This window comes from Rhizobium sp. PvP014 (assembly GCF_017876855.1).
GTDB lineage: Bacteria > Pseudomonadota > Alphaproteobacteria > Rhizobiales > Rhizobiaceae > Neorhizobium > Neorhizobium soli.
On record NZ_JAGIOT010000001.1, the window covers coordinates 947,107 to 971,689 of the forward strand.

A 24,583-nucleotide genomic window follows, 5' to 3' on the forward strand; every position below is an offset into this window, starting at 1 on the left:
CATGTCTCAATTCCTCAACAGCCGCGAAAATGCCGTCACCGAGGCGATCGATGGCATGCTCATGGCCTCGGCTGGAGCGCTGAGCCGCCTCGACGGCTATCCGCACATCCGCGTCGTGTTGCGATCCGACTGGGACAAATCGAAGGTCGCGATTGTCTCGGGCGGCGGATCCGGCCATGAGCCGGCCCATGCCGGTTTCGTCGGACGCGGCATGCTGACAGCCGCCGTCTGTGGTGATGTCTTCGCTTCGCCGAGCGTTGACGCTATCCTGACCGCAATCCTCGCGGTGACTGGCCCGCTCGGTTGCCTGCTGATCGTCAAGAACTATACAGGCGACCGGCTGAACTTCGGCCTTGCGGCCGAACGCGCCCGTGCCTTTGGGCTGAATGTCGGCATGGTGATCGTGGACGATGACATCGCGCTCCCCGATCTGCCGCAGTCCCGCGGTGTGGCGGGCACGCTCTTCGTCCACAAGATCGCCGGTGCGATGGCGGAAAACGGCGCAAGTCTTGATGACGTCATCGACACTGCGCGGCGGGTGATCGCCAATACCCGCTCGATCGGCATTGCACTCGACACCTGTACCGTGCCGGGCTCGCCGAAGGAAAAACGCATTCCCGAAGGTCACGCCGAACTCGGCCTTGGCATCCACGGTGAGGCGGGTGTGGAGCAGATCGAGTATGACGGCGTGCGCGGCGCCGTGGCCGCCATGGTGGACCGGCTTGCGGCGGGCATGGAGGACAAGCCGCATGTCGTACTTGTCAACAATCTCGGCGGCACCTCCGTGCTGGAAATGGCCGTGGTCGTCAACGAACTGGTTCAATCGGCGATCGGCGCGCGCCTCTCGCATATCGTCGGGCCTGCTGCGATGATGACCTCGCTCGACATGCAGGGCTTTTCGATTTCCGTATTGCCGGCGGAAATGGCCGATCTCGACTTGCTGGCCAAGCCGGTCGGCCTTGCAGCATGGCCAGGCGTGACGGCGATGCGACCCGTCAACGTCATCGCCCTGCCCGATGGACTGACCCCGATCGCGCCGCTTGCCTCGCAGCATCTGCCCACCCGTCAATTCCTCACAGAGTGCTGCAAGCTCCTGATCGAGGCGGAAAAACACCTTAACGCGCTCGATGCCAAATCCGGCGACGGTGACACCGGCTCGACCCTTGCAAGCGCCGCGCGTGCCCTGATCGAGGCCCTCGATCGGCTACCGCTTGCAGATCACACCCAGCTCTTTCGCGCCATGGGCCAGGAACTCAGCCAGACCATGGGCGGCTCTTCCGGCGTCTTGCTCGCCATCTTCTTTGCCGCGGCAGGCGATGGGGCCTCGAGTGGGCTTGGCATGCGCGACGCGCTCAAAGCCGGCCTTGCCCGCATGCAGGAAATCGGCGGCGCAGAGCTCGGCGACCGCACCATGGTCGATGCGCTCTCGCCTGCACTGGACGCCTATGACAAGGGTTTTGCAGCAGCGGCCAGTGCAGCCCGCGCCGGCGCCAACCTGACCGCAACCTATCTCAGCGCACGCGCAGGCCGGGCGGCTTACCTGAATGCCCGGCAGCTCGAAGGTCACATCGACCCCGGCGCGGAGGCCGTCGCTCGTCTTTTCGAGTTTCTTTCCCTTCGACAGAGCCGGTCGGAGGGCAAACCCGCCGAGTGACGGCGGGGATCGGCGCGGCGGGAGCCATCTGACATCCTGCCGACAAGGTGTTCTCATCCTCAATCGCTTAATCCACTGTCGCCTCCCCAGGTTGATGGACAAAACAAAGAAGTCTTCAGAAGAACCGCAGGTTGCCTGCGGTCTCAAATGGCAGTGTGGTGAACCATTTCGAGATCGCTGCCCTCCACAGGACGGTGCTCATGCGGCGCTCGCGGCTTTGGTGCACTGCAGTACCCAAATGGACACGACGGAATGAACGAACTGGAGAAGACGTATCTCCCTCACATTGGGGGATGACGACATGTGCGCTTGCCAATCCCCTGGTTTACTAGGTCTCCTGGGGTTTTGTCCCGCCACGCGCCTGAGGCGACGTCTCCCCCGGTCAGCACCAATTCACCCGCTTTCGGGGGAGGTCCGCCGCAACGCAAAACACCCGCAGCTTATCGCTACGGGTGTTTTGAGATGATTTGGTTGCGGGGCCCGAGTGCACCGTGACTTGTAAAATCGACCACCTTGAACGGAATCGGACCGGCTACCCCGGAGTTCACTAACTTTGAGGCATTGTTGTTCTTTAGTTGGGCAACGACTGAGCTCCGGAACGGACGGAATGGGCCGTGAGAAGACTATCAGCTATAGGGACTTCTCTCGCAGAAAGCAGCCACCAGCGAAGCCTAACTTCCGAGGACCACGGCCGAGGTTGAAGTCGGAACAGCGCTCCACGAGAACATCGCTGGACCGTCAGCTCCAGAAGCGGATGCCCGCGCTGGCGCTATCCACGTTCATTTCGGGATCGCACGCTGTCTGCTGGACATCCTGACGTCCTCGCTGACTTGATTGCAGATGCAGATCACTGGGATCGAGACACTGTCAGAAACGCATGGAAAAGCCCAACACCGGGCCATGCTGGGTAACGTCCCAGCGAAATTTGTTTCCGGTGAAATCGTCCGTTTCGTAGTCTTGCGAAAGCACACGATACCCAACGCGCAAAATCGTTGGATGATTGAACATGTAGGTCCGGTATCCGAGATAGGCCTGGGCATTTACTGCGAGCTTCGAACCAATATCTAACCCGCCAATGTCGGCTTCGCCGGCCAGGTTCCACCGGTCGGAAAGGTCTGTGCTCAGACGCATGCCCACGAACGGGTCAAGCCAGTCCGCAGACTTGTTTGCCGAGGTGAAGCCTGCATCAGCATGCGCTTCGAGTTTTGTCCAACGGATGCCGACCGTAGGCTCGACGGTGAAATGCCGCGGTTCACCAAACACCGTGTCGCCCCCAAGTGCGAGGTCGTAGACGCGGTAGTAAGCGCCGGCTGCCAGAATAGTCGTCTTGATCTTCAAGCCGACCTCGAAGTCGGCGAGATCCTCGTCCTGGCTCGTCTGAACGTACTGTCCATCAAAGTAGAAGCCGAAAAGTCCGTTCGTCACTTCGACATTGCCCATGGCCGCAAGATCGAGGTGTTTGAAAATATCCGAAAACGGAATATCGACATTGCTATCCAAACCTGCCAGCGACGCATCGCCATCCAGGGACGCAGCCCAGACATAGGGACTGACGATGATGCTCCATTCACGGTCAGCAAGTAGATCAGTCGCCTGATCTTCGGCGGATGCCGGAAGCGACAATGCGAGCGTAAGTCCGGCCGCGAGAACGATGTTGTAAAACATAGGTTTCTCCCATCGGAACCTGTGCGTACTTCCACGATATCACTATAGTTTTTGCTTGCAAGCAGTGGTTATTCACGCGTAACCTATTTCGACTTTTCGTGGAAAACTGAATGCGGGCGTATGCTTGTGTCGTGATGCTCGCGGAGGGGGGAAGCATGAGATTTCGGTTTGGCACCAAGTACGATCATCTCACCAGCGACCTGCCGTGCAAATGTTGCGATCCCGTATTGCAGACGCTCACGCACCGAATGAATGCCGATCTCCGGCGCCGCGGATTTTTCGTCGGCGCCGCTGCGATGCTGGCGGGGTTCGGGCTGGCGGGTCTGCCGAGCGCCGTGCAGGCTCAAGCAACGCCGACAAAAGCCGTGTTGTTCGAAAATGTGCGCATATTCGACGGTATGTCGGAAACATTGTCCAATCCATCCAATGTGCTGGTGATCGGAAACCGGATAACGTCGATTTCACCGTCACCGATCCAGATTCCAGCCGACCTTTCCGTCACGCGAATAGCGGGCGGCGGGCGAACGCTGATGCCGGGCATGATCGACGCGCATACCCACATCATGTTTGCGACGGTTCCCCAATTGGCCGTCCTGACGTCTGATATCGGCTTCATCAATGTCGCGGCAGTGAAGGCGGCCAACGACACCTTGATGAGGGGGTTCACCACAATTCGCGATATGGGCGGCCCCTGCTTCGGGTTGAAGCGCGGCATCGATGCCGGGCTCGTTCCCGGGCCCAGGATCTGGCCATCGGGTGCGTTCATTTCGCAAACGGGTGGCCACGGCGACTTCAGGCTTCCGATCGACCTCCCCGCGCGGCCGGACGATTTCACCTACAGTGAGCGTGTGGGCGGCTCCGCCATTGCCGACGATCCCGGCACGGTCCGAAAGCGCGCCCGCGAACAACTGGCACTCGGCGCGTCGCAGATCAAGATCATGGCGGGTGGAGGCGTGTCATCCGCGTTCGACCCGCTCGATGTGACGCAGTTCACGCTTGAGGAAATGGAAGCGGGCGTCGGCGCTTCGGAGAACTGGGGGACCTACGCGACGGTTCATGCCTATACGCCAAAAGCAGTCGCCCAGGCGGTCGCCGCTGGCGTTCGGTGCATAGAGCATGGCAACCTGCTCGACGACGAGACGGTGGCCCTGCTCGCGGAAAAAGGTATCTGGTGGTGCCTACAGCCCTTTCTGGACGATCAGGACGCAACGCCCTTTGCCGAGGGGTCGCCAAACAGACGCAAGCAACTGCAGATGTTTTCCGGCACCGACGCCGCCTACGCGCTTGCCAAGAAGCACAAGGTCAAGACGGCCTGGGGTACCGACACGCTGTTCGATGATAAGGCAGCCGCGCGGCAGGGTGCACAACTCACAAAACTCACCCGCTGGTACAAGCCTGCCGAAATCCTGAAGATGGCGACGGGGGACAATGGCCAGCTACTCGCGCTCTCCGGCCTTCGGAGCCCTTACGAAGGGAAGCTGGGCGTGGTTCAGGAAGGCGCACTCGCCGACTTACTGCTGGTCGACGGCGACCCGATTGCGGACATCGCCTTAATCGAGGACCCGGCGAAAAACTTCCTTGTGATCATGAAGGATGGGCAGTTGAACAAGAACATTGCTGCGTAGATCAGTTCGTCCTCTGGCCGTCCCCTCCCACGGAGATTATTGGATCACGCCGAAATCGGTCACTTGGCAAACCGCGCCTTGAGTTGCTCGACCACCGAGTGATCCATATTGGGCGGATCGGTCAATGCGATCCAACTGTCAATGTAGTCCTCCGGTGCATAGACGTGGCCAAACCCCATTGGCGATGTTGTGCCGATCGCCATGTCAAATGTCAGTTGCAGCATGGTCACTACGGGAAACCACCTGAGCCGCGGCGAGACATCCGGGCCTCTTTCCCCCTTCATCCAATCCGGCTCCTTGAACAACGAAGCAGTTTCAAAAAAGACGATCGGGTCACTGGCATATTGCAAGTAGACAAACCGTATCGGTCCCCAGGACGCATCAAACTGGACAGGAGGGGATGCTTGGTTCGCAAAGCGCACCAAGGAACCATCGCGAAACCTGGGAAGCCACGCAGGCGAAAGGTCTTGCCGCTGATCTGTGATTGTGCGCCATCTTTGACTGCGGAATGGGGGACCGGTCCAAAGTGCTCCCTGGAACGGATCGGCCACAACATCATAGATGTCCGTCGATAGCTGCGAATTGAGCGCACCGAGGCTCAAGCCATACAGATAAAGCTTCGGCCGCCGTTCACGCGGAAGCGTTTTCCAGTGGCTGTAGACTTCGGTGAACAATGCCCTCGCCGCAGCCTGACCATTGTCCGGCTCCACCATCAAAGACAACCAGCTCGCAAGATAGGAATATTGGAGCGCGACGCTGGCCACATCGCCGCGGTGAAGAAACTCGAGCGTGTCCATGGCGGCTGGATCAACCCATCCGGTTCCTGTCGGGACGATAATGACGAGGATCGACCGATCGAAACCGCCCTGTCGCTGAAGCTCTCTCAGGGCGAGCGCGGCTCTTGCTTCCAGCGTCTCGCCGTTGTTGAGCCCGACATAGGCGCGGATCGGCTTTTCGGCTGTCTGCTGCCAGAACGCGCCGACGTCGGGCGCAGTGGGGCCAGAGCTGACAAAACGGCGCCCTTGCAGTCCAAGGCCCTCCCACGAAACCAGTGAAGATGCACTCCCGGTTTTCGCCTGGTCGGTCGGTGCAGGAGTGTCGTCGTCAATCAGGGCATCAACTTGCTGGAACGAGGCATCCGTTGCGTCCAGCGCCCATCGCAGCAGCAGCCCCTGCCCGGCAGTCCAGAACAACAGGGCGGCCAGGGTCACGCCTAGGGCGTTCGCCACCCGTCGAGGAACGTACCTGTTGATCCACCCCGAAAGACCGCGAGCCGCAAGCTGAAAGACACGTCCTGTAAAGAGCAGCACGGCGAAGGCGAGGATGGCAACGGCCGCCAGTTTCAAAGGTTCAGCGCTATCGAGCGCATCCATGCCCCAAAGTGAGCGAATGGAATTTTGCCATTCGACCGCGTGCCAGAGAAAAACACCCAGGATGGCAATGGCAGCGATGAGGAATGCGACCTTCAGGGGTCGTTCCCTGCTCGACGCGCGAGGAAGTTCCAGGTATCGCCAAAGCCAAGCCACTGCCACGCCCGCCATATAGCCCACGGCGGCGCAGACGCCCGAAAGCGCTCCTTGCACCAGGTAAGACCGAGGCAAGAGACTTGGAGTGAGAGAGGCAGCAAAGAAAACAAGCGCGATGAACGTGCCTGTGTGGGACAAAGAACCAAGAAAACGTCGGACCATTTGGTACATCAAACCGCTCCTAACCGGAGTTTCGCTACCCATAGCATCACATCGCGGGAAATCGTCGCCGACATCATTGCCCTATGCTCAAAGCTGATTTTGCGGTGCGTGCTCGAAAGCGTCGAGACCCAATAGGAGATGGCTGTTCTTGCTGCCCTCAAGCCGCGTCTGATCAAGGGATACCTGTTCGGACTGCCCATGAGCGATAGGGATGCCAGCCAACTCATCGAAATTCAGCAGCAATCAAATGCAAATCAAACAGCATTACAAATCCAGTCAGCTCGAGGGATCAAGATTTGAACCCTTCACTGGATCCGACAGCGTAGTCTCCCCGTTTCAGAAGCTGAGACAAGTGTTTCACAAAGCTGTTGGCGGCTTGTCATCGAATGCGCAGCGAACGACTGGTTACGGGATTTAGGTCCAAGGTCGCGAATGACCGATTGGCGGGGCGCGGTGCGAAAATTATTCCCGCATGCGGCCCGAAGCGTCTACCGGCGATCGTAGCGGCGTGCCGCTACGATCGGTTTTTGAGGCGTTGATACAGGTGATCCGACTGCTGACTGCGGCATCTTCTATTCGGCTACGTCGATGACGATTTTCCCAAATGCTCCTCGATCCAAATGGTCGAAGGCCGCTGGAAGATCGGCCAGAGAATAGGAGGAGTTCACAACAGGAACGATACGCGTCTGATCGATCGCTCTAACGAACCTTTCCAGCGCCGTCCTGCTCCCAGTTCCAATACCATGAACTGTTATGTCCTTGAGCATCAGCGGCATAGCTGCGGAACTGATGTCCCAACCGTCGAGCGCGCCGATCTGACAGACATGACCACCCACCGTCGTGACCTGGATGGATTTGCCGAAATGCTTGCCGCCAATAACCTCCAGGGCGACGTTAACGCCTCGGTCCGACGTCAACTGGTAAACCGTTTCCATCCAGTCGGTGCTTGCGTCGATGAAATGGTCCGCGCCCTGGGCCTTCGCGTAGTCTTCGTTTTCAGGTCGACCACAAACGATCACCCTTGCACCGTGAGCTTTTGCGATCTGCAGTCCGAACAGAGCAACGCCGCCGGTGCTCGGGATGAGCACCGTATCGCCAGCTCGAACGCCCGCCCGCTCGACGAGCGCAAACCAGGCCGTAAGACCAGCGACTGGGAGTGTGCAAGCCTGCCGAGCGGTGAGTGTCTCAGGTGCCACGACAAACCAGTCTTCCGGCATCGCGACGTATTCAGCCAGCACACCCGGATAAAAGCCACCTAATGTTTGATAGGCGGGCGTTCGGGCAGTGCCGTCGCGCAGACCGTCGATCCAGTCCGGCGTTGCCGTCGAGATGACGTTCGAGCCCAACCTCAATCGGGAAGCGCCCTGTCCGAGACCGACGACTTCTCCGGCGAGGTCCGAGCCCGGCGTGAAAGGGAAGGTCAGAGGAAGTCCTCGTCCTGTCTCGACAACCATCTTGTCGCGGTAATTCAGCGCAACCGCGTTCACTTTTATCAAGACCTCTTTCGGACCAGGTTTTGGCACTTCGACATCGTTCAGTTTCAGGTGCTGCCTGCCAACCACGTCAATTTCCCAGCGCTTCATCGTCGCATCTCCGCTCGTTTCGGAAGACGACTGCGACCCGATAGTTCATCGGTCCGTTCACCCTGTCTTCTGTCACAGTTATGCAGCATGGCGATTGTGGTTGAATATGGTATCAATTCGGCATGACGTATTGCCTTTGAGGATCATAATGGACGGTGCGGAATTTTCCCAACTCAAGGCCTTTGTCGCAGTCTGCGATGAGCGGGCGTTCGGCCGTGCTGCAAAACGGCTGGCGATATCGCCTTCTGCTTTGAGCCGCATCGTCCGCGCGTTAGAGAGCCGTCTCGGGATACGCCTCCTCAATCGAACCACCCGCAGTGTCGGGCTGACGGAAGCGGGAAGCGTGCTCTACGATCGCATCAAGCCGATGATGATAGGGATGGATGACGCCGTTTCGGCCGTCGGAGCCTACCAGAGTGAGCCGAAGGGCGTGGTTCGTGTCAATCTGCCGAGCATTGCCGCGCAGATTGCGGTTCTGCCAAGACTGCGCCAGTTCCGTCTTGCCTATCCTGAGGTCCGCCTTGATCTGGTGATAGACAACGATATCACGGATGTCGTTGCGGAAGGTTTTGACGCGGGCGTTCGGATTGGCGGGCAAATCAGCCGGGATATGATCGCTGTCCGGATCACGCCCGATCTGCGTATGGCGGTTGTGGGCGCCCCCTCTTATTTTGCCAATCGGCCGCCGCCTCAGGCGCCAGCCGACCTCAAGGACCACCTCTGCCTCACGTACAAGTGGAAAAGCACGGGAGCCCTGTACCCATGGCGGTTCGAAGGTGCAGATGGCGTCCTCGATGTTGATGTCGAGAACGTCGTTACCGTCAACGATACGGAGCTACTCCTTTCAGCAGCTCGCGAGGGACTTGGACTGGCTTACCTCATCGAGGACCTGGTGGAACCCTATTTGAAAACCAACGAACTCAAGCGAGTGCTCGAACCGGATTGCAAGCTTTTCCCCGGCTTCTATCTCTACTACTCCGAACGCTCTCACATGGCCGCATCTGTTCGGGCATTCATCGATTTCATGAAAGCCAGGAGCTCTTAGACGATCGGCCGATGCGAAAGATTGCTTCCCAGCCTTTCAGAAGGAGCGACCAGTAATTCACCGTTTTGACCCGACCGCATCGCGCGACATTGAGGAAGATGGTGTTGTCCGCGGGAGGGAAAGGCAGGATGGCGAAAATGAGTTTGCGATAAACCAATGTCATACACACGCCTCCTGCGATCAATCTCTCGCTCTGAGGACGAAAGGACACGCTCGACGGTTTAGGTGCTATGAAGGTGATCCGGTTGCTGGTAGCACGTTGCATCACATAGGAATGATCATGACCCTGGACGAAACAAACCAAATTATCGTCAACGCTTTTAAGAATAACAAGTTTGGCGTATCACCGACTTCGACACGCGGTGCTGTGCAAAACTTTTCGAAGAAGCATGGCCTCGAAGGTGCCGAATTCACAGAGGCCCTCGCTTCAGCGATAGCAAGCGGCCTTATCGCACCCATGGCGGACTCAGCGCTCACAATTAGAAATGCCGGCCGAGCCATGCTGCCTGCGCGCTAATCCTGTCTTCTTATCTTCTGGTGCGGGCAAGGCTGCCACTTGGGATAGGTGGGAGTGGTCTGATGAATACCCGTTTGCTGGAAGTCGGATGTGAACGACCATTTCGCGATGATCACGCCGTCTGGCAGTAAGCGGGTGATCGACTTCAAGCAGGCGCAACCACGATCGAAGGTCGTCGAGGGCGGTGTGTCTCGACCGCTCCCAGGACCTAGTGGATGCTTTTCCTGAGCGAGGCTTGTCTTCTCAATTTCCACCGTCTGATCCCGCTTTGTGGTGGCCGAAAGCCTCTTGAAAAGCCGGCAGCACCGACGAAAGGAACTAAAATCGCGCAACAGCCGTTCTTCAAGTGAATAGAAGATCGGTTCTCAGATGCGCAACGTCGCCAAGCTCGCCTCCATCGTCTCCTTCAGCAGTCTCATGTTTGCCGCTTTCGTGGCCCCTGCCAATGCGTTTCAGTTCCCTGAGCCCCAGGCGAACGCAGAAGCTTTCGGTGGGAACTCGGTCTCGGCATATGCCGAGAATGGACAAGGTTCGGCGACCGCGAATTCCTCCAAGCTGTCGCCGAGCGAAGTCCGACATATTACATGGTGCGCCGCCCGGTATCGGCTGAGCTACGATGCAGTCAACGATGTCCACATCGGCGAAGGCGGCGTCCAGTCGAAGTGTATATCTCCCAGATAATGTATTAGCGGCACCTTGACAGCTTTCGTCGCAGCAACAATTTCGTTCAATTATATCAACGACGTCACGCCCAAATGGATTTATCCAGACCGTGTTCTCTGTTGCTAGCAAGGCATGACAGAAATGTCATCTTGCGTCGCTTCCTCTACAGTCGACGCATTATGGCAGCACGAAGAAGTCGTGGCCGCCCTCGCGGAACTGGCCGACCATCTGATGCCGGGGCTTCATTGCGAACATAAGGCTTGAGGCCGATCTCGCATTCTCCGGATTCACCTAGCCACCAATCTCGATCTCAAACGGACCGTGCAGAACCGTGAGTTTCGGGAGGATCTCTATTTCCTTCTGGCGGCCTTCCCAATCGAGTCGGTGCCGCTGCGGGACCGCTGGGAAGACATTCCCCTCGCTCAGAATTTCGTGGGACGCCAGAGCGTCGCCAACCGGCGCGAGTTGACGCTGTCGAACGACAACTCCAGACGCTGCAGCAATATGCCTGGCCTGGCAATGTCCGCGAGTTTTAGAACGCGATCGAATGGGCCTCCATTTTGTCGCGACAGGGCCGCATGGATTTCCACCTCCCGGACGCAACCGCACCCCGCAAGGCGCAGCCTTGACCGTCCGATGCGGCTGGAGCGGTCCTCACGGAAGCCGAGACGCGCCAGCGCGGCCGGGACAATATCAGCAATGCCCTGCAGCACAGCGGCGCCAAGGTCTCCGGGAAGGTAGGCGGCGCCGAACTGCTGGACATGAAGCCGACAACGCTTGATCCGAAGATGAAAGCGCTCGGCATTGTCTGACGGCTCGGGGAAGAGGATCACGAGTGCAGGTATGGCTGGAGACCTCGCTCTAGCCTAGCAAGCAAGGTAACACTTAACGAAAAACACCCGCAGCTTATGGCTACGGGTGTTTCGCGATGATTTGGTTGCGGGGGCCTGATTGCACGGAGACTTGCATAAAGACCGCGTCGAGAGGCTAAAAATAGCCCTTTTGTGGGGTAAGCAAATCATGGAACTGAACCGCGCCGGGTTTGCCGGAGGCTCCAACTTCTGAGAAAGTGGAGCCATCATGAGCAAGACGACAAACCAATTTTCACCTGAAGTCCGCAACCGTGCCATCGGTATGGTGCTGGACCACGAAGCCGAGCATCCATCACGCTGGGCTGCCGTTTCATCTATCGCTGCCAAGACTGGCTGCTCGCCAGCCACCCTGCACGAATGGGTCAAGAAGACCGAGGTCGACAGTGGTAAGCGAGCAGGCCTGCCGAGCGATGTCGCCGAGAAGATGAAGGCTCTGGATCGGGAGAACCGCGAGCTTCGTCAGGCCAACGAGATTCTGCGCAAGGCATCTGCTTATTTCGCGATGGCGGAGCTCGACCGCCCCTTCAAACGATGATCTCGTTCATTGACGAACACCGTGGGGTGTTCGGGCAAATGCCGACTATTGGGCCGATCTGCAGGCTTTTGCCGATTGCCCCGTCAACCTACTTCGAGAACGTCGCCATGCGTCTGGATGCGGATCGCCTGTCGGTCCGAGCCCGCAGCGATATCGGCCTGAAGATCGAGATACGCCGTGTGTTCTATGAGAACTGCGAGGTCTATGGCGTGCGCAAGGTCTGGCGGCAGTTACTGCGGGAGGGCTTCGAAATCGCCCGCTGCACTGTTGCTCGGCTCATGATGGCAATGGGGCTGCAGGGTATCATCCGTGGCAAGCCGATCCGAACGACGATCAGCGGCAAGGCCGCCCCATGCCCACTCGACCGCGTGAACCGGCAGTTCTTTGCTTCCGCGCCGAACATGCTGTGGTTATCCGATTTCACCTACGTGGCAACTTGGCAGGGCTTAGTCTATGTAGCCTTCGTCATCGATGCCTTTGCACGCCGCATTGTCGGTTGGCGGGCAAGCCGCACGCCCATGCGGGCTTCGTCCTCGATGCCTTGGACCAGGCGCTTCATGATCGGCGGTCCGTCCATCGCGGTGGGCTCATCCACCATTCCGATAGGGGTGTGCAATACGTGTCCATTCGCTATTCCGAGCGACTGGCGGAGGCGGGCATCGAGCCCTCCGTCGGAACTGTTGGCGACAGCTATGACAATGCTCTCGCTGAAACTATCAACGGTCTTTACAAGGCAGAGGTCATTCATCGGCGAGGACCATGGCGCAACTTCGAAGCTGTGGAGTTCGCCACACTCGAATGGGTCGATTGGTTCAACAACCGCCGTCTTCTGGAGCCCATAGGCAACATACCGCCAGCCTGGACGCACCAGCAATGGCCGCATAACTTAAACGAAATGGCCTCCGGAAAACCCGGTGCGGTTCACAAAGCGTTTTCATTCAAAAAAGCCTCGACGACAAAATCCATCAGAGCGCGGACATTTCGCGGCAACTGTTGGCGGGTAAGATAGACGAGTTGCACCGCGGCGCCGAACTCGTCCTGGCCGGTCGAGACCTGCACCAGAGCGCTTATTCCCCGAGTTGTCTAATCTGTTGTTAAGATAATTACGACTTCAGTAAAGCAGAGTAAATAAGACGCCATCACACAGTAATCGCTCGATTTTTGCCATAGTGTGCCGACTTTGGTTCTCGCGTTAACGAGAGAACAAACATGAATAGAATATCGATTGCACTTGTGGCAGTGTCCGTCGTCATCGCCTCGCCGGCCTGGGCACAATTCTTCCCGCCTGTTAATGAGGCCCCCAAATCCATCATTGTCGCGCAGAATGGGCCCGGTTTTTTGAACGGCTATCGCGGCGAACCTGAGCCTAGAGGCGGTTTACGTCGTGGCCCCGATGGATGGTGGTACCCACTGTCGGCGTTTGCGGCCGGCTCGATAGTTGGCGGAGCGATCGCCGCGCAGGATGATGGTCCGCCACCTCCACCTCCGGGTTACGAGCCGCCACCACCAGGATACAGACCACCTGGCCACCGCATGCGTCAGGATTTGCCACCGGAACATTTCGCTTGGTGCGCGAAGCGTTACCGATCCTATGTCGCATCTGACAACAGCTATGTTCCGCGAGCAGGAATACGCGCGCATTGCATGTCACCCTACAGCTAACGCGTAGTGTGAGAGCCGTCCTGATCGCGAAGAGCTTTCGCGATCAGGATAACGTTGAAGCGCTAATCAAGGCCTGCAAAATTGGCGTCACCCTTCCGTGCGGCTTTGATACCGCTGCCAACGTTCTGCTTAAGAGGCGTGCTTAGCAGCCTCATCATCGCTCTGGGTTTGTTCGGCTGTACATCGGCAAGAGAGCCTTACTCTCGAGACGATGCGCGTGGCGCCGAGATCCCCGGATTTGCGAACGTGCGCAAGCCTTTGGACGGCGAAGTCGGACTATTTGCCAAGAAAAGAGTACCGCGGACACCATCTCCATTGCGGCATAAATATCTGGCAATTTCTGGCGGCGGCGCTGGCGGTGCGTTCTCTGTGGGCGCTCTCAAAGCGTGGTCGCAACGCGGCGACCGTCCAACATTCGACGTTGTCAGTGGCGTCAGCACGGGAGCACTCATCGCCCCGTTTGCGTTTCTCGGCCCTGACTACGACGATACGCTGGAGCATCTATACACGAGTGGAGTCGCTGAAGATCTGCTCCAACGCAGACCAATTATTTCTGGGCTTCTCGGCGAGAGCCTATACTACCAGAAGCCTTTAATGAACATGGTCGAGCAACACGTAACGCAAGAAGTACTCGACCGAATTGCGGTGGAATACCGAAAAGGCAGAGATCTTTTTGTCCTGACAACCAATCTCGATACTCAGCGCGGCATGCTCTGGGACATGGGCGCGATTGCCGCCAGCTCGCGCCCGGATGCGCTTAATCTGTTCCGCAATGTATTGGTGGCATCTGCCAGTATTCCCGGCGCTTTTCCAGCGGTAAAGATCATTGCTACGATCGATGGTCGAACGATTTCCGAGCTTCATTCAGATGGAGCCCCGTCTTCCCAGATCGTGACTGTTCCCGAAGCGATGTTGTCGGATACGAATGTCTCGTTGCCCGCAGTCATTCGCGGGGCGGACATGTATTTCTTAATCAACAATACACTGATGCCTGAGTTTTCTGTCACGTCCAATTCGACCGTACCCGTAGTGACGCGGGCTTACGCAAGCTTGGTTAAATGTCAGACACGGCAGTCTCTCTACGCGGCCTACGAGTATTGCAGGCGTACCGGAGTAAACTTCCACATGGCAGTCATTGACGCCCCTGTCCCCTACAATTTCAGTCAACCCTTCGGCAATGTGTACATGAGGGCGGTGTTCAAGATCGGTTACGATCGCATGGAACAGGGCCGGATATGGCGACAAAAGCCTATTTTCACTCCCGGCGTACCCCAAGCCCTTTCCGGTGCAAGATAGCTGTCTCGTTTGGCGACACGAGCATGATCGCAGCTGACGAGATCGCCCGGTCGAAAATTGAACCTCTCCAGATGGCGGCGACGATACCGAGACCGAGCGCCAGCGGAATGGTGATCGCCATGGTGATGGCAGCGAGTGTGAGCGAGTTCGGCAGGCGTTCGGCGACGAGGTTGGCAACCGGCCGGTCAGAGACATGCGAGTAACCGAGGTCGCCGGTCAGCAGCCCAAAAATCCACTCGAAATAACGCAGGATTGCCGGACGATCGAGACCGAGCGTTTCGCGAAGCTGGGATGCGGCTTCCGTCGTCACGGCTTGGCCAAGCAGTTCTTGTGAGGTATCGCCGGGCAACAACTCCGTGATGAAGAAGACCGCCAGCGACACGAGGAACAGCGACAGTCACTTCCAACGCATCGTGAATCCCGTCAAAGCACCACCGAGCACTTCCGCAAGGCGACCGACATCGGCTGTCGAAATCATCCCTCTGCGATTTTCTTCGAAGGGCAGGATGCCTAACCATGCTTGCAGCAAAAAAAAGCTGCTTGCTGAAAGCGCTGTGGCGCATGGCTAATTCAACGGTTGCGGCGGTGACGCTTCCAGTCCGAACGATCCCCTCAAGGAACAGTAGCAGCTCTTCTCAACTGTCTTCCGGAAGTTTCCCTTGGCTCATCCATGAGTGCGATCAAATAAAGCCATGATGACCAGCCCCGCTGTTACGCCGGCTGCAAACAGGCTCAATCCTAGAATAACACTCCTGGCTGACAGGACAGGCCGCTTGGAGACATTTGCATCGGCTTGATTGACGCCTGAGGCCTCAAGCACGATGTCTTGCTGGATCCGTTTCGGGGATGATCGAGGATCTTGCGCAGTCGGTTGCGCGGCTCCCCATGCAGGGACGTTGGCAACCGTCACCTGCCGGATCGTCTCTTCATCGTGTTTGACGGTGAATCTCACGGCGGAATCCGACTTCAACTTCGTGAGGACTTTCCGAGCGGCTTCAACTTCATCCGCACCCTCCACGAGCGACGTCTGGGTGACGAGGTAATATGGCATGCAGCATTGCTTTCTGTTCACGCGATTGCAGTGTGATCGACCAGGCCGACTTGCGCCGTCAAGGCCCCACAGCCTTGAACACTCCCACTCCTCTTCCCAAATCATGTTCGACCCGCTGGTCCGGGCCCCTCTGGTGAAAGTCTTCGGCGCTTTCACGATGTCGGACCCCATACCGACAGATGCCGTAAGACACGGGACCAGGATGATGATCGCAGACATTGCCGCATGGATTTTTACGCTATTCGTTATCGATCCGCTGCATGCCGAGATGCGGCAACATCTCGATAACGCTAACGCGCCGGTAGAGCTTGTGCAGCAGTCGCGCCAATGCCTCGCTATTGAGGTTCCACGCCTCATCGACAAGGCCGGCAATGAGCCGGGCTGGGCGACGGCTACAGCGATCGGCATCTCGATTGGGTGGATGTCACCTGAACGGGTGTTTGATGGTGCCGATCCGAGCTGCGGCGCGTTGCGCGCACTGATCAGCATTAAAAATACGCGCGAGGCGGAAGGTTGACCCTGGCAGGGCCCGACGGCGAGCACGATACCGGCACAGCGTCCAAGACCTTGTCACATCTTGTAGCAAACGCACGCACCCGGGACGGCCTGACGATTGCCGACGCTCTCGAGCTCATAGGGAGGTCCGGCTTCGGTTTCGTGATGCTTCTTCTGGCACTGCCGGCGCTGATCCCGATCCCCGGTCCTTTCGGGATGATATTCGGCTCCGCGCTCGCAATTGTTTCGCTTCAATTCGCGATCGGACTGGAATCCCTATGGCTTCCGTCGCTGCTAGCCAATCGACGCATATCGGCAAAGGCATTCGAAGCGTTGGAGCGGTATGCATCGCCGTTGGTCCGACGGATCGAACAATTTGTCCGGCCGGGTCGGATGAAGGCATTTGCCGGACCACGCATGCCCTACCTGCTTGCGCTTCCGGTCTTCTGCCTTGCAGTCGCCGTCGCTCTGCCAATCCCGTTTGGAAACCTTGCCCCCGTTGCGGCACTCTGTGCGATCGCCATCGGTCTGATCGAGCGCGACGGGCTCGTGGTTCTTGTTGGGCTTAGTATGACGGCCATCGCGCTCGGCATCACGGGAGCGCTCCTTTACATGGCGGCTGGCGCCATCCCTTGGCTTTGACGTTCGCCCTCCTGGACAGGACGTGCGAACGTCATGGGGGCTGAAAGAATGGAGCAGACGTCAGCCACATTTCTCGCAGTCCACCCAGATATCCGTGACTGCAACTTCGAAGGCGTCCAGGATGCAAAGCCATTCAAACTCGACTGTCCGGTGGGACAAGGATCGCAGACACTCGACAAGCTGATGTATTGCCTGAACGGATCTGAACCCGAAACACCATGTGAAACCGGCGCAAATCGTTGATACGCCGTTCAACCGGAATCTTTTGCTGTGGATGAATTCACATGGTGATTCCTCTCTCCCTTCCCATCATATGATGTTGCGCACTTCGACCTCGAAACTCAGGACGTGGTTCATTGACAGCTTTTCGGCATCCTCGCCATGGCCGGCGCAGACGGCTTGGAGCATTGCGATCTGCTCGCGCAGAGCGTCCTCCAGGCGTGGCACGAGAACGAGGAAGCGTTTCATTGCGACGTAGAGTATTCGCAGGAACAGGTTGTGATAGTGCTCGAGTGTCGTGAGAAGATATGGATTTTTCGCCGCCCGATAGATTAAAGGGTGCACCCGGCGGTCAAGAGCGAGGATGTCGCTCAGCTCCATCGGACCTTCCGTACGCTGCAACTCATCGACCAGCGCTAGGGCCTCTACGCGCTCATATTCGCGCAGACGTTCTGCTGCCAGCCGGGTGGCGTAGGATTCAATGCGTGCCCGTGCCTCATAGACTGCGGTGAGATCGGTAATATCGACATTGCTGACAAACGTGCCCCGGCGAGCACTGACGACCACGAACCCGTCGTGCTGTAATCGTTGCAGGGCCTCCCGGACAGGGGTCCTGCCGCTTTCAAGACTCTCTATCAGCTCGGCCTCACGCAGCAACGTGCCGGGAGGCAGTTGCGCGGTGATGATCTCTTCGCGCAGCCGAACATAGGTTCGATCGGCAAGTGTCAGCTCCGGCTCGGCATATCCTGGTTCTGTTACCAGCATTTCTTCATTCCCTTTCGACCAACCAAGCCGCTTTGGCTAAGATCGGCTCGTAAATTAGGAGCCAAGGGATCAGGATGCTGGGACAAACGGCGCGGAAGTTTTCGAACTGGAACCCCGACCGCTGATGCGGCGGGCAACGACTTGGAGCTTTGACATGCGCGTACTCGTCCTCCACTCCCATCCCCTCGAAGAAAGCTTCGGCCGGGCGCTCTACAAGCTCACCTGCGAGAGCCTGGAAAATGCCGGCCACGAGGTGGACGGCTGCAATCTCTACGCGGAGGGTTTCGATCCTGTCCTCTCCGCCCATGACCGCCGCGTCTATCACGACATTCCCGACAATCTCTCCCTCGTTCAGCCCTATGTCGAGCGCCTGAGACAAGCAGAAGCACTTGTCATCGTCACCCCCGTCTGGAACTTCGGTTTCCCGGCCATGCTGAAGGGCTATTTCGACCGCGTCTGGCTGCCCGGCGTCTCCTTTGACCTCGCGGATGGCAGGCTCACCCCGACGTTACGCCACATCAGGAAACTCGCAGCCGTCATGACCTATGGTGCCACCCCGATGCGGGCCTTCCTCGCCGGCAATCCGCCGAAGAAGATCGTCAATCGCGTCATCCGCGCCCAGATCAAGATCGGCGCCCCAGTCAGATATCTCGCCCACTACGACATGAACAACTGCACCGAACAAACCCGCTCCGCCTTCATGGCCAGGGTCCGCCGCGAGATGGAAAACTTCTGAGAGAACGCAGCCGGTCAGACCACCGTGGCCGCCGTCACCTCGACTTCGACGAGGAATTCCGGAGACGTTGAACGGAAGGCCCAAGGTCTTCTAAGCTAACTCTGCCGTCTATCGGTCTGCAGCGTCGCTGGTACATCGCAAGCCCATTGAACGTTGTCTGGCCCCATTCACCAACGCTCTGTCCCAGGCGGACCTTTGAACGGCCCAGCAACGGCTGAGGTGATCCATCCGCCGTAGAACGTCCCGGCCTGGGGCACAACGGCCTCGTCGTCTACGAGGCACAAGTCCATAGCCTTTGGGTAGAAGGCTATGAAATCCTTAATCAGGGCAAAGGATGTCGTGGGATGCGCATAGGCCCAGGCTGCGTTCCTGCTCGTTTTGTCGCCTGATTGAATATCGAAATAGCGCGCCTGTCCTTTCCACTCGCAGATCGACCTGCTGCTGCTCTCAAGCAGCATAGAGAGATCTACGTCGGCGGGCGGAAAATAATAGGTCGGCGGATGGCTTGTTTCGATCGTGCGCACTGCGGCCGTCGTCTCCGCGAGAACGCGGCCGTTGTAGATGATTTTCAAATGATTGCGCACAGGCTGGGCGATGCTCGGCCTCGGGAAAGACCAGACACTCTCCTGCCCGGGCAGGCATGGGTCTGGAACGGGATAAGTAAGTGTAGCCATGATGTCCTCCAGTCCGTGCCAGGATGCATCAGCGACGGTAATTTACAAGGGCGGAAGGGCGACATGGCTGGTCCTCGCAATCGGCCGTCTCAACAAACATTCAACCTGCGCCGCAGCCGCCGGCGCATTTCAACAAGATGCTGGGCGAGCGCGCCGACACATCAGCTGATGAGAAGGTTATTATCAACGACATTGCTCACATACAGGCTAAAACAAACCCGGTCGTCGCTCAGATAATCTCTATTGTCCGCAACGGGAACAGTGCAGACGCTCAAGTCCTGCTGATGCAAAAGGCCCGCCCATACTTCGTGGAATGGCTGGCCGCAATCAACCGCTTCATCGACTAACAGGAGACACAGAACAAGACGATCGGTGCTGATGTCTCGGAGGCTGCCGGCAGCTTTCCCTACCTGCAGATGATCGGACTTGGATCTGCACTGGTTCTCGCCGCCCTCTCAATCTGGGCCGTCATCGCCAGCGTCACCGTCCCCCTCAACGCGATTGCAAAGGCAATACGCTCGCTTGCGCACCGCAACGTCGATTTCTTGATATATAGCGAAGGCAGATCAGACGAAATCGGCGCGATGGCCTCAACCGTCGCGATCTTCCGCGACAAGGCCCGCGAACGCAGTCGTCTCGAAAAAGAGGCCTCCGCGAACCGCCCCATGTCGGAACAGGAGAGAATGGAGCGGGAGAAGCGCCGGCGGTTCAAAGCGACTTCTGAGACCGTAGGGCGTTGGTGCGCGGATCAGCAAATATGCGAAAGTCGAGGTTAGATGAGGCGATTGCCTGGTTGCTCCGTCAAGGGTTGGCAACGGACCCGCATCGAGGTCAGGCAATCCACGAATACGCGTCGCCTTAACTGTGATGGCGACGCGCAGCGGGATCGGGGATCGGGACGGCAGCCATCAACGCCCGCGTATAGTCGTTCTTCGGCTGTTCGAAGACGTCGCGGCGGCGGCCCATCTCGACGATCGACCCGCCGCGCATCACCGCGACATTGTGGGACATGCGCTCGATCACTGCCATGTCGTGGCTGATGAACAGATAGGCGATCCCCATCGTCTCCTGCAATTCCAGCATCAGGTCCAGCACGCGCGCCCGCACGGAGACGTCGAGCGCCGCAACGCTTTCGTCGGCGACGATGAGCTTGGGTTCGAGAGCCAGCGCCCGGGCGATGCAGATGCGCTGGCGCTGGCCGCCTGAAAACTCGTGCGGATACCGGCTGGCAGCCTCCGGCGGCAGCCCGACGCGGCGAAGCAGGTCTGCGACCCGGTCCTTCCGCTCGGTTCTGTTGCCGATACCGTGGATGACCAAGGGTTCGGCGATCGCCCGACCGACCGCCATGCGCGGATCGAGCGAGGCATAGGGATCCTGGAAGATCATCTGCGCCGAGCGGCGCACAGCCTGCATATCGCGCTGGCTGAGCATGCCGATCTCGCGGCCGTCGATCATCACCTGGCCGGTGAAGGGAATAAGCCCGAGGACGGCCTTTCCGGTGGTCGATTTGCCCGATCCGCTTTCGCCGACCAGACCCAGCGTCTCGCCGGGCAGGATATCGAAGGCGACGTCGCTGACCGCATTCACCGGCGGCTTGCCTTTGAAAATCCGGCCGGCAACGCTGCCATAGCTGACGCCGAGATCGCGGACATTGAGGACCGGCGACCGATCCGGCGAGGCAAGCGGCTGCTTCGGCTCGGCCGAGACACGCGGCGGACCGTCGGTTCCCGCATGCGCACCGAGGATCGGCACGGCGGCCAGCAATTGCTGCGTATAGGCCGCCTGCGGCCGGTGGAAGATATCGATGACGCCGCCCTGCTCGACGATGCTGCCGTTCTGCAGGATCACGACGCGGTCGGCCATTTCCGCCACCACGCCCATGTCGTGGGTGATCATGATGATCGAGGTGTCGAACTCGCGCTTCAATTCGCGCATCAGCTTCAGGATCTGCGCCTGTACCGTCACGTCGAGCGCGGTCGTCGGCTCGTCGGCGATCAGCACTTTCGGCCGGCAGGACAGCGCCATGGCGATCATCACCCGCTGCCGCATGCCGCCGGAAAGCTCGTGCGGAAACTGCTTCATGCGACGTGCCGGTTCGGTCATATGCACCGCATCGAGCATCTGCAGCGCCACGGCGTCCGCATTGTCTCGGCCCTGATGCTCGCGGATCGCTTCGGTCAGCTGCGTGCCGATCGAGATCACGGGATTGAGCGAGGTCATCGGCTCTTGGAAGATCATGGCGATATCGCCGCCCCGCACCGCGCGCATCGCCCGATCGGAAAGCAATGTCAGGTCGCGATCGCCGAGCAGGATCTTACCCGCGGTCACCGTCAGCGAGGCCTTCGGCAACAATCCCATGATCGACAGTGAGGTGACGGATTTACCCGACCCGGATTCGCCGGCGATGCAGAGCGTTTCGCCCGCCGCTAGATCGAAGCTCACGTTTCGCAGAACGGGCTTGCGCCCCTCGGGCGTCCGCGCATCGACATCGAGATCGCGGACGCTGAGGATCGGCATCGCAGCTGTTGCGGAATGCTCGTTCACGCGAAGACGATCCGCGGGAAATAGAACGACACCACCCAGTTCGGCGCATCGACGATCTCGCTGATCCTGAGATCGCCGCAGACCGAGCAGAGCATATAGGCATCGACTGGGTTCAACCCGTGTTCGACGGTCAGCAGATCGATCATTCGCATGACGCTTTCGCGCGCACCGGTCATCAGGTCCGGCCCGATGCCGGTCGTGACTTCGTATCCGGCGCCGTCGAGATGGCGGGTCACCGGCTCGGTCACGGTGAAGCGCGGGGACTGGAGCTTCGCATCCTTGACCAGCTCGATCGTCGCCTCGACATTCATCTGGCTTTCGATCGCCGTGCCGCAGACCTCGCCGTCGCCCTGGGCGGCATGCGTATCGCCGATCGAGAACAGCGCACCCTCGACTTCAACCGGGAGGTAGAGCGTGACGCCGGCCGACAGGTCGCGAATATCGAGATTGCCCCCGACCCGGCGCGGCGGCACGACCGAATGGGTGCCCGGTTCGGCAGGAGCGACACCGATCGTCCCGGCAAACGGCTTCAGCGGCACCCGACCACCGGGGCCGAACAGCGACGGCGCCATGGTTGCGGTATCATAGGTCCAGACATGCAGCGCCGGATCCTTGAACTGGTCGGCGAGAAGACCGAAGCCCGGAATGTTGGCCGTCCAGCCGACGCCTGACGGAATAAACTTGCGCAGCGTGACCTTTAGCGCGTCGCCGGGCTTGGCGCCTTCCACATAAACAGGTCCGGAAACCGGATTGATCTTTCCGAAATCGAGACTGTTCAGCGTCTCCAGCGTCGCATCGCGACCGAGCTGGCCGCCGGAAGAGTCCAGGCACTCGAAATGGATCGTCTCGCCCGGTTTCGCGACCACCGCCGGTTCGAAATCCTTGTTCCAGCCGAAATTATGCTGGGCGCGATGAATGGTGTGGGTACAGGCTATGCACATAGGGTCTCTCCCTTCATTCCTACGGAAACCCTCCCGGCTGCATGGCCGGGAGGGTAACTCCGAGAAGGCTTACTGCTTCACGAAGATCGCGTCGTAATTGATGACGCGGGTCGGATCGATGTAGATGTTGTCGGCACCGCCCATGCGCAGCGACTTGGCGACGACGCGGCGCTCATTGATGACCGGAACCCATGGCGCATCGGCCATGATGTCGGTGAAGACCTTGCCCCAGGCAGCGGTACGCTCGGCAGCCTTTGCAGGATCGGACATCGAATCTGCCGCAACGGCGCGGGCATCGAGATCCTTGTTGCAGTACCAGGACCAGTTCCAGCCGCCCTGTACCGCGCCCGCGCAGCCGAGGATCGGGCCGTAGAAGTTCGACGCATCCGGGAAGTCGGCGATCCACGCCATGCCGCCCGACCAGATCATCGGCGCTTCGCCTTCGGTTCCGCCGGCAGCAATCACGTTGGCCTGGGCAAGCGCCCGGATTTCGGCTTTAACGCCGATTGCCGCCAGATCCTGCTGGATAGCCTGCGCAATGCGCGGCTGCGGATCGGTGTTCGTCGAGTAGAGCACCGTCTCGAAACCGTCGGCAAAGCCCGCTTCCGCAAGCAGCGCCTTGGCTTTGGCAACGTCGTAGGCATAGCCGGTAAACGACTTGTCGTAACCGGGCATCAGCGGCGGCAGCGGCTGGTTGGCGGGCGTGGCGCGACCGTTGAGGATACGTGCGACGCGATCCTTGTTGACCGCCATGTTGAGGGCCTGGCGCACCTTGACGTTGTCGAACGGCTTCATCTTGGTGTTGAGCGTGATGTAGCCGGTATGCAGCTGCGCGCCGTCGACGATCATCTGGGCGCCGTCGGGCGAGTTCTTGATTTCCAGGAACTTTGCCGGCGGGATGCCGTCACCGGCGATATCCACTTCGCCCTTTTGCAGGCGCAGCAGGGCGACCAGCGGTTCCTGGCCGACTTCGACGGTGAACTTGTCGATATGCGGCATGTCCTTGACGTAATAGGCCGGGTTCTTCTCGAACACGAGACGCTGGCCGATCGTCCATTCCTTGAGGGTGAAGGTGCCGGAGCCGACAGGACTCTTGCCGAAATCACCACCGGCTGCCTCGACGGCTTCTTTCGGCACGACCGAGGCAAAGTTGATGGCGAGCACGTGCAGGAAGGTCGCATCCGGGCGCGACAGCTTGAACACGACCGTGCCGGCATCCGGCGTCTCGATGCCCGACAATGTCGTCGACTTGCCGCCCGTCACGTCCTCGAAGCCATTGATGGCGCCGAAGAAGCCGGCACCGGGGCCTTGCGTCTTCGGATCGACGGCACGCTCGATCGAGTATTTGACATCGGAGGCGACGACTTCGCGACCGTTGGAGAATTTCACGCCCTTGCGAAGCTTGAACGTGTAGGTCAGCCCGTCCGGAGCGACCTCGAAGCTTTCGGCGAGCGACGGCACCGGGTTCGGCGTGCCCGGCTCGTAATCCATCAGGCGCGAATAAAGGCTCTTGATCATCGACCAGTTGACCCAGTCGTAGCCGATCGCGGGATCGAGCGTGGTGATGTCGTCCTTGTAGGTGACGACGATATCGCCGCCCTGCTGCGGTGCGCCCTGCGCCATTGCGGACATGGTGCCCACGGGGGTGATTGCCACCATGGTTGCAACGGTTGTGTTTCGAAGCCAGCGTTTGAACATGTCGTTCCCCTTT

At 59.0% G+C, this 24,583-nt stretch carries 24 protein-coding genes, 1 pseudogene and 1 other annotated feature; of the genes and pseudogenes, 13 read left to right on the top strand and 12 right to left on the bottom strand.

Going from position 1 to position 24,583, the window contains the following annotated elements:
- Position 1 precedes the first annotated feature (1 nt).
- Entirely contained in the window at positions 2-1,654 is a 1,653-nt protein-coding gene (locus J3A65_RS04255) for a dihydroxyacetone kinase subunit DhaK (protein ID WP_209899708.1), read from the top strand.
- An 867-nt stretch (positions 1,655-2,521) separates the two neighbouring features.
- Here J3A65_RS04255 and J3A65_RS04260 read toward each other — a convergent pair.
- Entirely contained in the window at positions 2,522-3,277 is a 756-nt protein-coding gene (locus J3A65_RS04260) for a hypothetical protein (protein WP_245341438.1), read from the bottom strand.
- Positions 3,278-3,453: 176 nt separating this feature from the next.
- On the opposite strand from J3A65_RS04260, the gene J3A65_RS04265 reads away from it, so the two are divergent.
- A complete protein-coding gene (locus tag J3A65_RS04265) occupies positions 3,454-4,944 on the top strand; it encodes an amidohydrolase family protein (RefSeq protein ID WP_245341473.1) in 1,491 nt (496 codons plus the stop codon).
- A gap of 59 nt (positions 4,945-5,003) precedes the next feature.
- Here J3A65_RS04265 and J3A65_RS04270 read toward each other — a convergent pair whose 3' ends face one another.
- Positions 5,004-6,641, bottom strand: a complete 1,638-nt coding sequence (locus J3A65_RS04270) for an alpha/beta-hydrolase family protein (protein WP_209899716.1) — start codon at positions 6,639-6,641, stop codon at positions 5,004-5,006.
- A 129-nt stretch (positions 6,642-6,770) separates the two neighbouring features.
- Between J3A65_RS04270 and J3A65_RS04275 the strand changes: the two genes are divergently transcribed.
- The gene (locus J3A65_RS04275; protein WP_192087747.1) at positions 6,771-6,932 is read left to right on the top strand and encodes a hypothetical protein; all 162 of its coding nucleotides are present in this window, start codon (positions 6,771-6,773) and stop codon (positions 6,930-6,932) included.
- 272 nt (positions 6,933-7,204) lie between these two features.
- Here the strand turns inward: J3A65_RS04275 and J3A65_RS04280 are convergent, their stop codons facing one another.
- A complete protein-coding gene (locus J3A65_RS04280; protein WP_209899719.1) occupies positions 7,205-8,215 on the bottom strand; it encodes an NAD(P)-dependent alcohol dehydrogenase in 1,011 nt (336 codons plus the stop codon).
- A gap of 148 nt (positions 8,216-8,363) precedes the next feature.
- Between J3A65_RS04280 and J3A65_RS04285 the strand changes: the two genes are divergently transcribed.
- The 3 genes from J3A65_RS04285 (at position 8,364) to J3A65_RS04295 (ending at position 10,458) form a co-directional block, all read left to right on the top strand.
- The gene (locus tag J3A65_RS04285; protein WP_209899722.1) at positions 8,364-9,260 is read left to right on the top strand and encodes a LysR family transcriptional regulator; all 897 of its coding nucleotides are present in this window, start codon (positions 8,364-8,366) and stop codon (positions 9,258-9,260) included.
- Positions 9,261-9,540: 280 nt separating this feature from the next.
- Positions 9,541-9,777, top strand: coding sequence for a hypothetical protein (locus tag J3A65_RS04290; RefSeq protein ID WP_139283871.1), 237 nt, complete (start codon positions 9,541-9,543; stop codon positions 9,775-9,777).
- A gap of 369 nt (positions 9,778-10,146) precedes the next feature.
- Entirely contained in the window at positions 10,147-10,458 is a 312-nt protein-coding gene (locus J3A65_RS04295) for a hypothetical protein (protein WP_174196950.1), read from the top strand.
- Positions 10,459-10,862: 404 nt separating this feature from the next.
- On the opposite strand, the gene J3A65_RS04300 is transcribed toward J3A65_RS04295, so the two are convergent.
- Positions 10,863-11,273, bottom strand: coding sequence for a hypothetical protein (locus tag J3A65_RS04300; protein WP_209899727.1), 411 nt, complete (start codon positions 11,271-11,273; stop codon positions 10,863-10,865).
- Positions 11,274-11,520: 247 nt separating this feature from the next.
- Between J3A65_RS04300 and J3A65_RS04305 the strand changes: the two are divergent.
- Positions 11,521-12,706 (top strand): annotated as a pseudogene (locus J3A65_RS04305) (IS3 family transposase); the annotation flags it as partial.
- Positions 11,802-11,930, top strand: a sequence feature (AL1L pseudoknot). (Overlaps the previous pseudogene by 129 nt.)
- Before the next feature lie 62 nt (positions 12,707-12,768).
- Here the strand turns inward: J3A65_RS04305 and J3A65_RS23540 are convergent.
- Entirely contained in the window at positions 12,769-12,906 is a 138-nt protein-coding gene (locus J3A65_RS23540) for a hypothetical protein (RefSeq protein WP_209899974.1), read from the bottom strand.
- Positions 12,907-13,380: 474 nt separating this feature from the next.
- Here J3A65_RS23540 and J3A65_RS23305 point away from each other — a divergent pair, with 474 nt between their 5' ends.
- The gene (locus tag J3A65_RS23305; RefSeq protein ID WP_245341474.1) at positions 13,381-13,509 is read left to right on the top strand and encodes a BA14K family protein; all 129 of its coding nucleotides are present in this window, start codon (positions 13,381-13,383) and stop codon (positions 13,507-13,509) included.
- Positions 13,510-13,755: 246 nt separating this feature from the next.
- A complete protein-coding gene (locus tag J3A65_RS04320) occupies positions 13,756-14,805 on the top strand; it encodes a patatin-like phospholipase family protein (RefSeq protein WP_348635239.1) in 1,050 nt (349 codons plus the stop codon).
- Here the strand turns inward: J3A65_RS04320 and J3A65_RS04325 are convergent.
- Together J3A65_RS04325 and J3A65_RS04330 are read right to left on the bottom strand one after the other, a co-directional pair.
- Entirely contained in the window at positions 14,765-15,187 is a 423-nt protein-coding gene (locus tag J3A65_RS04325) for an ABC transporter permease (protein WP_062463200.1), read from the bottom strand. The two genes, J3A65_RS04320 and J3A65_RS04325, sit on opposite strands and share 41 nt — an antisense overlap.
- Before the next feature lie 282 nt (positions 15,188-15,469).
- Positions 15,470-15,856, bottom strand: a complete 387-nt coding sequence (locus tag J3A65_RS04330; protein WP_062463197.1) for a hypothetical protein — start codon at positions 15,854-15,856, stop codon at positions 15,470-15,472.
- 202 nt (positions 15,857-16,058) lie between these two features.
- Here J3A65_RS04330 and J3A65_RS04335 point away from each other — a divergent pair, with 202 nt between their 5' ends.
- Together J3A65_RS04335 and J3A65_RS04340 are read left to right on the top strand one after the other, a co-directional pair.
- Positions 16,059-16,373: a hypothetical protein gene (locus J3A65_RS04335; RefSeq protein WP_245341439.1), complete on the top strand. Its 315-nt coding sequence runs from the start codon at positions 16,059-16,061 to the stop codon at positions 16,371-16,373.
- A complete protein-coding gene (locus J3A65_RS04340; protein ID WP_062577675.1) occupies positions 16,370-16,993 on the top strand; it encodes an exopolysaccharide biosynthesis protein in 624 nt (207 codons plus the stop codon). Before J3A65_RS04335 ends, J3A65_RS04340 begins: the two co-directional genes overlap by 4 nt.
- 309 nt (positions 16,994-17,302) lie before the next feature.
- Here the strand turns inward: J3A65_RS04340 and J3A65_RS04345 are convergent, their stop codons facing one another.
- Positions 17,303-17,977, bottom strand: coding sequence for a GntR family transcriptional regulator (locus tag J3A65_RS04345; RefSeq protein ID WP_209899733.1), 675 nt, complete (start codon positions 17,975-17,977; stop codon positions 17,303-17,305).
- A 154-nt stretch (positions 17,978-18,131) separates the two neighbouring features.
- Between J3A65_RS04345 and J3A65_RS04350 the strand changes: the two genes are divergently transcribed.
- Positions 18,132-18,713 (top strand): NAD(P)H-dependent oxidoreductase, encoded by a 582-nt coding sequence (locus J3A65_RS04350; RefSeq protein ID WP_209899738.1) that lies wholly within the window; start codon positions 18,132-18,134, stop codon positions 18,711-18,713.
- A gap of 167 nt (positions 18,714-18,880) precedes the next feature.
- Here J3A65_RS04350 and J3A65_RS04355 read toward each other — a convergent pair whose 3' ends face one another.
- Positions 18,881-19,387, bottom strand: coding sequence for a DUF427 domain-containing protein (locus J3A65_RS04355; protein ID WP_062577673.1), 507 nt, complete (start codon positions 19,385-19,387; stop codon positions 18,881-18,883).
- A 137-nt stretch (positions 19,388-19,524) separates the two neighbouring features.
- Between J3A65_RS04355 and J3A65_RS04360 the strand changes: the two genes are divergently transcribed.
- A complete protein-coding gene (locus J3A65_RS04360) occupies positions 19,525-19,734 on the top strand; it encodes a hypothetical protein (RefSeq protein WP_209899741.1) in 210 nt (69 codons plus the stop codon).
- A gap of 511 nt (positions 19,735-20,245) precedes the next feature.
- On the opposite strand, the gene J3A65_RS04365 is transcribed toward J3A65_RS04360, so the two are convergent.
- The 3 genes from J3A65_RS04365 to J3A65_RS04375 all read right to left on the bottom strand — a co-directional run bounded on the left by J3A65_RS04365 (position 20,246) and on the right by J3A65_RS04375 (position 24,570).
- Entirely contained in the window at positions 20,246-21,931 is a 1,686-nt protein-coding gene (locus J3A65_RS04365; RefSeq protein WP_209899744.1) for an ABC transporter ATP-binding protein, read from the bottom strand.
- Positions 21,928-22,872: an acetamidase/formamidase family protein gene (locus J3A65_RS04370; protein ID WP_062460040.1), complete on the bottom strand. Its 945-nt coding sequence runs from the start codon at positions 22,870-22,872 to the stop codon at positions 21,928-21,930. The genes J3A65_RS04365 and J3A65_RS04370 overlap by 4 nt, the downstream gene beginning before the upstream one ends.
- Positions 22,873-22,941: 69 nt before the next feature.
- Positions 22,942-24,570: an ABC transporter substrate-binding protein gene (locus J3A65_RS04375; RefSeq protein WP_209899747.1), complete on the bottom strand. Its 1,629-nt coding sequence runs from the start codon at positions 24,568-24,570 to the stop codon at positions 22,942-22,944.
- Positions 24,571-24,583 lie beyond the last annotated feature (13 nt).